6 protein-coding genes and 1 tRNA gene are annotated in these 6,508 nt (G+C 41.3%); 4 read left to right on the forward strand and 3 right to left on the reverse strand.

The genetic code is table 11. The annotated features are described in order from the left end of the window. Positions 1-17 precede the first annotated feature (17 nt). Positions 18-560 (forward strand): RNA polymerase sigma factor, encoded by a 543-nt coding sequence (locus BIW53_RS10420; RefSeq protein ID WP_070991810.1) that lies wholly within the window; start codon positions 18-20, stop codon positions 558-560. Beyond that, complete coding sequence (locus BIW53_RS10425; RefSeq protein WP_070991811.1) at positions 553-1,143, forward strand: hypothetical protein; 591 nt, start codon at positions 553-555, stop codon at positions 1,141-1,143. Before BIW53_RS10420 ends, BIW53_RS10425 begins: the two co-directional genes overlap by 8 nt. Here the strand turns inward: BIW53_RS10425 and BIW53_RS10430 are convergent. Continuing rightward, positions 1,140-2,516 carry a Na+/H+ antiporter NhaC family protein gene (locus BIW53_RS10430; protein ID WP_070991812.1) on the reverse strand — a complete coding sequence of 459 codons (1,377 nt, stop codon included), beginning with the start codon at positions 2,514-2,516 and terminating at the stop codon, positions 1,140-1,142. The two genes, BIW53_RS10425 and BIW53_RS10430, sit on opposite strands and share 4 nt — an antisense overlap. A 227-nt stretch (positions 2,517-2,743) precedes the next feature. Here BIW53_RS10430 and BIW53_RS10435 point away from each other — a divergent pair, with 227 nt between their 5' ends. After that, the gene (locus tag BIW53_RS10435) at positions 2,744-3,592 is read left to right on the forward strand and encodes a MurR/RpiR family transcriptional regulator (RefSeq protein WP_070991813.1); all 849 of its coding nucleotides are present in this window, start codon (positions 2,744-2,746) and stop codon (positions 3,590-3,592) included. Here the strand turns inward: BIW53_RS10435 and BIW53_RS10440 are convergent. Continuing rightward, positions 3,589-4,734 (reverse strand): exo-beta-N-acetylmuramidase NamZ family protein, encoded by a 1,146-nt coding sequence (locus BIW53_RS10440; protein ID WP_070991814.1) that lies wholly within the window; start codon positions 4,732-4,734, stop codon positions 3,589-3,591. The two genes, BIW53_RS10435 and BIW53_RS10440, sit on opposite strands and share 4 nt — an antisense overlap. Before the next feature lie 350 nt (positions 4,735-5,084). On the opposite strand from BIW53_RS10440, the gene BIW53_RS10445 reads away from it, so the two are divergent. Further along, a complete protein-coding gene (locus tag BIW53_RS10445; RefSeq protein WP_070991815.1) occupies positions 5,085-6,062 on the forward strand; it encodes a Gfo/Idh/MocA family protein in 978 nt (325 codons plus the stop codon). Positions 6,063-6,325: 263 nt separating this feature from the next. Here the strand turns inward: BIW53_RS10445 and BIW53_RS10450 are convergent. Next, positions 6,326-6,402, reverse strand: a tRNA-Arg gene (locus BIW53_RS10450). Between the last annotated feature and the right edge of the window lie 106 nt (positions 6,403-6,508).

The following is a 6,508-nucleotide window of genomic DNA, read 5'->3' on the forward strand; positions in this document are numbered from 1 at the left end:
CCCTTAAGAGAGTGCCTATGCTAATAGCCCTAAAGTCGTGGTTAAACAATAATGAAGTTACACATGATGCGCTCTATGCCTACAAACACAGCGGTGATAGTAAATATTTAGAGCAGCTAATAGATAGTTATAGCCAAGATTTATATTACTTTTTATCCAGTCAAAGCAATGCGGTTCTGGCTCAGGATTTATGCCAAAAAACTTGGCTACTCACGATGGAGAAAAAACATCTATACCGCCAGCAACAGACTCCTAAGGCTTGGCTTTTTACTGTGGCACGCAATGCCCTGATAGATGAGCTTAGAAAACAACAGCGCTTAGTCTGCGTTGACGACATAAGCTTGCTAGAATCAACGCCCATTGTTCAAGAACATACTTCTTTAAATCAAGCTATTGCGCAATTACCATTTTTATTAAAAGAAGCCCTGTCTTTACAGTTGGAAGGCTTTACATTGAAAGAAATAGCCGAGATCACACACAGCAATGTAGAGACCATAAAAACTCGGATACGGTACGCCAAGCAACGGCTCAAAGATGCAATTGGAGAAACTCATGAATGATGAGCAATTGAATAAACAGCTCAAGGCAGAATTTAGCAAGCAAAAGCAGCAAAATAGACTCAGCCAAGCACAAATCAATCAATTGAAGAAACAATGTAGGTCAAGTAAGACTCCGCCTTTGTGGCCACGTATGCAATGGGCGTTTGCGAGCCTTGCAGCGATATTCCTCGCTTATTTACTATTTACTGACTCTTCGCCAAATAGCCAACCTTTATACGCGCTAAACTTTGAAAAATATCAGCAAGTTGAGATACATACACTGCAACAGGGTCAATACAACCGCGCTTTAATATCACAAAAGCAACAACTAGATAATGCGATGCAAGCAGCTAAAGACAACCTAAGCCAAGTGTATGCAACACAGGGCAGGCTGATAGAAAAACAAACCGATACTTGGTTTATTGCTGACTGTCAGCAACAAACTTTGCTGGAAATAAGTACGGAGCTCATTGCGCAGATTACGCAGCAAAATGATTATCAAACCAATCAAGTAGGTACCTTGTTGGCATTCAAAAGAAATGCTCAAGGACAGCTAGTTAGCTTATCTGCCCTTGAGAACAATGATTCAACAACCTGTGGTTAGATCATTATCACACTGGCGACAAAGAAGCACACCAATGATAGTGCACCACCAACCAGCGCATAAGGCAGCTGTGTTTTAACATGCGTTAGCAAGTCACATCCCGATGCCAGTGCTGACACCGCACTGGTATCTGAAATAGGCGAACAGTGGTCACCAAAAATACCGCCACTTAAGATAGCGCCGAGCACTAACGCAGGTGGTAACCCTAGCGCTTGAATTAAGGGGACGCCAATTGGTATGAGTATGGCAAAAGTTCCCCAAGACGTGCCTGTCGTAAACGACATAATAGCACCCGCTAAAAACAGCACGGGTACGATTAAATAAATCGGTAAATAGTCACCCACTAAAGAGGCAACAAACACACCTGTGCCCAGCTCTTTTAGACTCGCTCCAAGTGTTAACGACAACAACACAATACTCACCAATGGCAATAACTCACCCATGCCTTTAAAGCCTACATCTACCAATTCGTGATGGCTAAAACGTTTCGCACTGAGTAATAAAAGATAGGCTAATGCCGTAGCCAGCACAGTTGCATATAAAACCGATTTGGAGCCGCTGCCATTGGCCAGTACCCCATCTCCCGTCCAAAACATGAACGCCACCATAGAGGCAATAAGTGTAAGCAAAGGTAGCAACATAAAGCGTGCTTTACTCGCCTTGGGTCCAGTATCGAGCTCTATCTGCTGTTTTTCAAGTTGCTGCTCAGCATGTTTCATAGGACCATGAACTTTATCAAAAACAATAGTATACAGAACGATCAGTAAGGCAATAATCGCGTAGAAGTTAAAGGCAACGCTGCTCCATAAAATGCTGACAGCAGGCTGTTCTAAATCATAATTACTTAACAAGCCCAATACGTACGCGCCCCAACCATTGAGTAACACCAAAATACATACAGGTGCACTTGTACTATCGATAATATAAGCCAAACGCGCCCGGCTCATCTTAAACTTGTCAAATAGTCCTCTAGAGACGATACCTGAGGTCAAAACACTCATGTTTGACTCAATAAATACCGCTGTGCCGGTAAACATAGTCAACAATCCAACCTGTCTCTTGCTTTTAGCTACGCCTTTATTCATCAATATATTAACGGTTGCTGCCACACCACCAGATTCTCTTATATAAGCCAATAAAGCCCCAATAATTAGGCTAAATAGTAAGATCCGACTGTTGCTAGCAGAGGTAACAACGTCAACAATGCGTTCAATACTGTTTACAGGCGTCATTAAAAGTTGACTAGTTTCATGTTGCATAAGCAACAAAAATTCAGAGGAAATCAGCGCCAGTAGTAATGCTAAAATCACTTCTTTACGCCAAAACACCACTAAGATTGCGATCAATGGTGGTAAAATTGAATACCAGGTCATACATTCCCTTACAGCAGAGCCGTTTAGTCATATTTATTATGGCTTAGTAGCTTAAAGGGTTCCCTATTAAAAACAAGGCTTTTACCACCTTTGACTTCACCTTGGCAACATTTGTCCCTAGAATCACTCAAAAAAAATGATAAAAACACAATAATTATTTCATCGACTATCACTGACATTCATTTGAACCTATAATGAATACAACTCAGTAACCAAGAAGTATCGAAATGTCGACATTTGTAAAAATAAAGGCGCTCAAGCCCAGCCTTTCAAGCAGTGAAGCGAAGTTGGCTGATTTCACACTTAACTCAGGTGCAAAAATTCGCGCCCTGTCATCCGTAGAACTTGCAAAGCACGCAGGGGTCAGTCAATCTAGTGTAGTGAAGTTTGCCCAAAAGCTTGGATATAAAGGGTTTCCGGCCTTTAAACTAGCTGTTATAGATGATTTAAATCTACAAGCAAAGCAACCTGAACCAGTCCATTCACATATTATTCATACAGATCCCATTGATTTAATCGCGCAGAAATTACTTTCACATCAGCAAAGTATTTTGAGTGAAACGCACAAACTCAATGACGTTAAACAATTTGAATCCGCGATTAGTGTTATCAAGGCCGCGAGAAAAATTTTGCTTTATGCTGTTGGTGGTAGCTTTACCATGGCTCAGGACTTCGCCTTAAAATTGCAAAAATTAGGATTGCCCGCCATCGCACAGACAGATGAACTCTCAGCGGCTAGTTACATCGCTACTATGGGTAAAGATGACTTATTAATTGCGATTAGTGATTCAGGGCTCAGCAAATCTGTCCTCAGAGTTGCCAGACAAGCGAAGAACAATAACAGTCCAATATTATGTTTATCTCGCTATGGTGTTAATCCACTCAATGAGATGGCATCAATTAACTTGTATAACGTCATAGGTGAAGAACCTGTTAGACATGCATCTATGTTGACTCGAATTTCACAAAGTTATTTGATTGACGTACTGTTTGTTGCACTAACACAATCGAATTTGAGATGGCAAAAGCGCGCGGAACGTGCAAACGAGCATATGTACGATATACGTCATAACTAACGTTTGTAGATTAAGTATGGCTGACGCAAAAGTTTAAACGCTTCTAAATCGGCCTGCCAACTACTCTTGATCTGTATCGCAGATTGCTTTGCTAGGATCGCTAAGCGCAATTTATCAGTGCCTGCCAACTTATCCATAAAATCTGCATGAGTAAAAAATGGTTCACCTTGTTCACTAAATGCTTTGTATGCTGCTAGAAGCCAAGTTAAATCTAATCCATTAACTCGCACTTTGCGTAGGTCATTTCCATAGGCCGCTTTACCATTGAGTTTAGGGTTAGTCGCTGCGCTGGCAACAGGTAACGGAGTAAAGCTAAAAGCTCCTAGTTTGACACTATCGTGGCCAAATACCTGGAACGGCATCGACGTACCGCGCCCCACAGAAACTGGAGTTGCTTCAAAAAAGCATAGTGACGGATATAAAGCGATTGCTTGTGCATTTGGCAAATTTGGGCTGGGCTTAATTGGTAGATCATACTCCATACTTGCATCGTACTGAGCAACAGGCACAACCGTTAGGTCGAGTTTATGTTTGCTTTTTAGCCACCCCTCTTCACTTATCATTTTGGCCAGCTCTCCTACCGTCATACCATGTAATACAGGAATGGGGTGAAGCCCAACGAATGAGCGAAACTCAGGCTGTAGCACGGGACCATCCACAAACGCAATATTTGGGTTTGGCCTGTCTAAAACAATAAAGCGCTTATCGTGTTCAGCGGACGCTTCCATCACATAATGCATGGTACTTATGTAAGTATAAAATCGCACACCTACATCTTGAATATCAAATACAATGACGTCTATATCTGTTAAAGATTCGACTGTTGGCTTTTTGTTTTTACCATACAAAGACACGATGGGTAACCCGGTTTTTTCGTCTCGACTTGAGTTAACGTTAGCACCCGCGTCATAATCGCCCCGAAAGCCATGTTCCGGTGCAAATACTTTTCGTACATCAATTCCTTTGGCTAGCAGGCTATCTAACAGATGACCATCTTGCGTTTGTGCTGTTTGATTAACGACTAAAGCAACGCGTTGGTTTTTTAATAATGGCAAGTATTGCTCATAGCGCTCAGCACCGACTTTTATCGCCAGAGAATGAAAAGAACATAACAATAGTATAAAAATCAGTACGTACCGCATAACTATCTTAGCAAGTGAAATTTCAATTATGATGACTAAGAAGCTCAATAGATGCAACTATTTGCTCAGTGTAGGCAAAACTCACGAAGTTTTAACTTCTCTATTTTATCAAAAAATAACAACTCATCTAGGAAGACAAGTTAAAATTGACAGCGCTGTCAAAATATAGGTACATTATGAAACTATTCACGAATAAACAGTGTACTCAGTGTCATTCAACTTATAAAACTAAATCCAATCATTGCCAATAGTGATACTTATTTCTCGCATAGTATCTACGAGCATAACTGCGAAATGAAATAGCATCATTGCACTTTAAGTCTGTAACACCATTATAAAAAGGAAGATAAATGAACAATAGAACACTTAAATGGGGAGTAATTGGCTGCGGAAATGTAACCGAAATCAAAAGTGTCCCAGCTTATCAGCAGCTCGACGGTTTTGAGGTATATTCTGTCATGCGCAGGAACCACGAGCTAGCACTAGACTATGCGCAGCGCCACAAGATCCCCCATGTACATGAGAGCGCAGAGGCAATGATACAGGACCAACATATTGATGCCATTTATATTGCGACACCACCCGATAGCCATTTACATTACGCTTTAAAAGTTGCTCAAGCAGGAAAGATATGCTGTATTGAAAAGCCTTTATCACCAAGCTACGAAGAAAGCTTGGTTATTTGTAATGCCTTTGCGGATAAACAACTACCATTATTTGTAGCCTATTACCGCCGCTCTCTCCCACTGTTTAACAAAGTTAAGACGTACATCAATCAAGGAGTAATTGGTGAGGTTAGACATGTTTCTTGGCACTATTGTAAACCAGCTAATGACATTGACCTTTCGGGTGAATATAACTGGAGAACAGATATCGATATTGCCCCAGGCGGTTACTTCGACGATTTAGCGAGTCATGGCCTCGATATTTTTGCTTACTTGATTGATGAGTATCTAGATGTAAAAGGCATTGGAACCAATCAGCAACAGCTTTATAGCGCGCTAGATGCTGTCTCTGCTTGCTGGCTTCATAAAAACGGCGTTACTGGGGCTGGTTCATGGAACTTTGGTAGCCTCTCGCGACAAGACAAGGTCGTCATTTACGGCAGTAAAGGAGAAATTCACTTTTCTATTTTCCAAAATGAGACAGTTAAATTGATAACTGAGTTTGGAGAAGAACTAACCGAGCACAGATATCCTAAACATATACAATTTCATCATGTCGAAAATATGAAAGATAGTTTGCTAAACAATAGTATACATCCCTCTACAGGTTTGACAGCCCTGCACACGTCTTGGGCAATGGATAAGATCTTAAATAAGTTATAAGCTTTTAAGTTACTCAACTTGACTAATTTCAGGCACAAAAAAACCGACTGTCTTTTTAGAACATGTCGGTTGATTGTTCACTTCTAAAAGAAGTGACAGATGCGGGACGTATCTTGAAAGAGTGAACCTCCGATTGCTTGGTTTGCAGCCTCACACTGTCGAGCCACGTTTCATGCTTAATCACCGCCTAACCAAATTTCAGGCACAAAAAAACCGACTGTCTTTTTAGAACATGTCGGTTGATTGTTCACTTCTAAAAGAAGTGGCGGACGCGGGAGGATTCGAACCTCCGACCGCCTGGTTCGTAGCCAGGTACTCTATCCAGCTGAGCTACGCGTCCGTTGTTTAAGTATCTTTTACATCTTTACTTACCAGATGCTCTTTTAATTAACCACTTAGAGAAAAGTGGCGGACGCGGGACGTATCTTGAAAGAGTGAACCTCCGA

Origin of the sequence: Pseudoalteromonas byunsanensis, from assembly GCF_001854475.1 — a bacterium.
GTDB lineage: Bacteria > Pseudomonadota > Gammaproteobacteria > Enterobacterales > Alteromonadaceae > Pseudoalteromonas > Pseudoalteromonas byunsanensis.